Origin of the sequence: Rhodococcus sp. EPR-147 (genome assembly GCF_001647185.1) — a bacterium.
Taxonomy (GTDB): Bacteria; Actinomycetota; Actinomycetes; order Mycobacteriales; family Mycobacteriaceae; genus Rhodococcoides.
The window spans coordinates 1-3,128 of sequence record NZ_LVCU01000535.1 but is presented as its reverse complement, the minus strand read 5'-3'; the positions used below and the strand labels follow the sequence as shown (position 1 = coordinate 3,128).

Here is a 3,128-nt window from a genome sequence, read left to right as displayed (position 1 = left end):
TGAACTCGAGTCGGCAATTCCCGCCCATCTCGTCGTTCCCCGGTCGTGTCCGCGTCGCACACCCGAGGGCTACCAGCCACCCTTCCCGTCGTACGTCGCCCGCTTTCCGGTATCCACCGAACGAGTCGTAATGGGCTACTTCGGAATACAGGGCATGCCCGACGCTTCCCCGTGGGGTGACGAGGGTCCCTTCCGAAGGGACCGAGCCCGCTACACCGACGAGGAGGGCATCGACACGACGGTGTTCATCGGCTACTGGGACGACGTCGCAGTGTTCGACCGCTGGTTCGATACCGTCGGTCGGCACTGGACCAGCGTCGGAGGCCGCTTCGTCGAAATCATCAGACCGACCGTCGACCGCTACGAGACGCTCTTTTCCTCCACCGGCCGCATGGAAGGTGTTGCCACTCTGACGGATTCGCTCAGTGGTTTCATCGAGGAACATGCCTACTGGGGTGGGGTCCGGGATCGAATCCCGTTGTCGCAGAGCGACTCACTTGCTCCCAGCGGGAAGCCTCAGGTCGTACGCGACGGCGACAGAGTCACCATTGTGCCGCAGGAGAACATCTGCCTCATTCGATCCGGGCAGGACTGGGTCGATACGGTCGGGTCCGAACGAGAGATGTACCTGCGGGACGTCGAACCGGTGTTGCGCGCCGGCATGGACTTTCTTCGCGACGACGGCCTGGACATCGGTTGCTTCGCCAACCGGTACATGACGGTGGTCGACGACAACGGCGTCGATACCGACAAGTCCTTCGGCATGAGTTGGTGGCGCAGTCTGAGCGACCTCGAAGCATGGGCCGAGTCGCATCCGACGCATGTCGCCATCTTCGGTGCCGCGCTGAAGTATCTGTCGACGATGGGGCCCGCTGCGTCGCTGCGGCTCTATCACGAGGTGACCGTCGCGGCGGCGGACGAGCAGTACTTCGAGTATTTCGGCTGCCACGACCGCACGGGTCTACTGCGTACCGCTGCGGAGCGTTCTACCCTGTGAGGAGACGGGAGGTACCTGACATGGCCGATCCGCTGCGCACCGACTCCGTCGATCTGGCCGACAGCGTCGATTTCTGGACCGCTGCGGTCAGTCGAACGTACGTCGATCTCGAGTGCACGATTCCCGAGAACGCGTCGGCCATCACCGGGCATATCGAGTCCACCGGACTTGCGACTCTCGGATTGTCGCGAGTGTCTGCAACAGCTCAGACCGTGCTGCGGACGCCCGCAGGTATCTCCCGAACCAGTGACGACTACTTTCTGGTCAGCGTCCAGACGTCGGGGACCGGGTTCGTCGTGCAAGACGACCGAACGGCGGTCCTGCAACCGGGAGACTTCGCGCTCTACGACACCACCCGGCCGTACAGTCTTCGCTTCGACGACCCGTTTGCCCAGTACGTGCTGATGCTCCACGGCGCAACACTGCGAACGCTCGTCCGGGACACGGGTTCGCTGACCGCGCGGGCGGTGTCCGGACGGCAAGGCGCAGGGAAACTGCTCGTGAGCATGATCTCGACGATCATGGACGACGCCGACATGAGTACCGCGTCGGCCGAGGCCGTGTCGCAGAGCGTCGAGTACATCCTGGTCGCAGGCCTGGTCGGGCTGACCGGGGTGGAGAAGCCTGCACCCTACGCAGCCTCCGAGAGACTCGGCGAGATCAAGCGTGCGATGACGGCGCGGCTCAGAGATCCGGACCTGACAGTGACGGAAGTGGCGGCCTCCCTGCACTTGTCGCTGAGTACCGTGCATCGAGCGTTCGCCGGCGAACCGTGCACCGCCAGTGAATGGATCTGGATGCAGCGACTCGACGGCGTCAAACGGGCTCTGTGCGAACCCCAGAATTCCCGCACCACGATCGGAGCCCTGGCGGCGTCCTGGGGGTTCACCGACCCGGCCCACTTCAGCCGCGCCTTTCGGGCGCGCTTCGGGTGCACTCCCAAGGAGTTTCGCGACACCAACCGCGGGTGAGCTCAGATCCCGAGCGACCCGGCCAGTGTCGGCCAGCTCTTGGGCAGTTGTTCCACCCAGTAGGGCCAGGAGTGTGTTCCGGTTTCGGTGAAGTCGAACGTCGCGGGGATGTTCAACTGGCTCAGTCGATCCGCAAGTCGATGGGTGCAGTAGTTCGCGCCCACCTCGATGAGACCACCGACCACCACCACGTCGAGCGCCGACGCGCTGTCGAAACTTTCGTGGCGACCCGGTGCTCCCGTTCCCACCGACACATACACGTCGGTGCCGCGCAGGCTTTCGGCATTGACCACCGAATCATGTTGCGCCCAAGCAGGATCGAGAGGACCGCCCCACATGTTGTCGGCATTTCCGCCGAATGCTCCGACGATCGCGCGGATACTCGCCTGCCCCATGGGCTCCGAGGAGGCGAAACACCCGCTGTACGACGCCACCCCGGAGTAGACATCGGGATTACGTGCGGCCAGCATCATGGCCGACTGTGCACCCATCGACAGCCCGGCGATCGCGTTGCGTCCGTTGCCGTCCACGGCCGCGTCGATCAGCGGAGGAAGCTCCTCGGTCAGGAACGTTTCCCATTGATAGCGGCCGAGTTTCGGATCGTCCCGTTGCCAGTCGGTGTAGAAGCTGCCCGGTCCGGCCAGCGGCAGCACGACGTTGACGTTCTTGTCGGCGAAGAATTCGGCCGCACCACCCTTGCGGAGCCACATGCTGTTGTTCGGATCCTCTTCGCCGATTCCGCTGAGCATGTACAGCGTCGGCCGCGATCCGGTCTTCGCTGCCGGAGTCAGCACCTGCACGTCGACAACGGCCCCCATCGCAGGCGATTCCACACTCAGCGTGCGCAGGGTGTCGGACGCGATCACGGTATCGACGATGCGGGCGGCCGAGACGGCAGGATCGGCAGACACAATGCCGACCGAGGACAAAGACAGCGCGGCGGCGGCGGCGAACGTGGTGAAGATGCGTCGACGACGCATGGCGATCCTCTCGGGATTTGTCACAGGGCGGGAGTTGTCACAAGAAACTGGCGAATTGCATGGAGCATTGCACAGCAACCGACCGGATGGAACGCCGTACGAACATCCACCCGATTCGGACCGACCGGGACTCTGGCAACACATCACCGCACGAGCATTCACCCTTCTTTGCAACACTTT

The 3,128-nt window shown here is 63.7% G+C and carries 3 protein-coding genes; 2 read left to right on the top strand and 1 reads right to left on the bottom strand.

All coding sequences use genetic code 11. The features are described 5' to 3' along the window. On the top strand, positions 1 to 997 hold a 997-nt coding region (locus A2J02_RS23645; protein ID WP_197478120.1), incomplete at its 5' end, for a phenylacetaldoxime dehydratase family protein. Positions 998 to 1,017: 20 nt separating this feature from the next. Further along, entirely contained in the window at positions 1,018 to 1,968 is a 951-nt protein-coding gene (locus A2J02_RS23640) for a helix-turn-helix domain-containing protein (RefSeq protein WP_068054444.1), read from the top strand. 2 nt (positions 1,969 to 1,970) lie between these two features. Here A2J02_RS23640 and A2J02_RS23635 read toward each other — a convergent pair whose 3' ends face one another. After that, on the bottom strand, positions 1,971 to 2,948 hold the full coding sequence (locus tag A2J02_RS23635) for an alpha/beta hydrolase (protein ID WP_068054441.1): 978 nt from the start codon (positions 2,946 to 2,948) through the stop codon (positions 1,971 to 1,973). Positions 2,949 to 3,128: the final 180 nt, after the last annotated feature.

Coding starts and splice junctions, on each gene's coding strand:
- A2J02_RS23635 (WP_068054441.1), bottom strand. CDS start 2,948: ATGCGTCGTCGACGCATCTTCACCACGTTCGCCGCCGCCGCCGCGCTG.
- A2J02_RS23640 (WP_068054444.1), top strand. CDS start 1,018: ATGGCCGATCCGCTGCGCACCGACTCCGTCGATCTGGCCGACAGCGTC.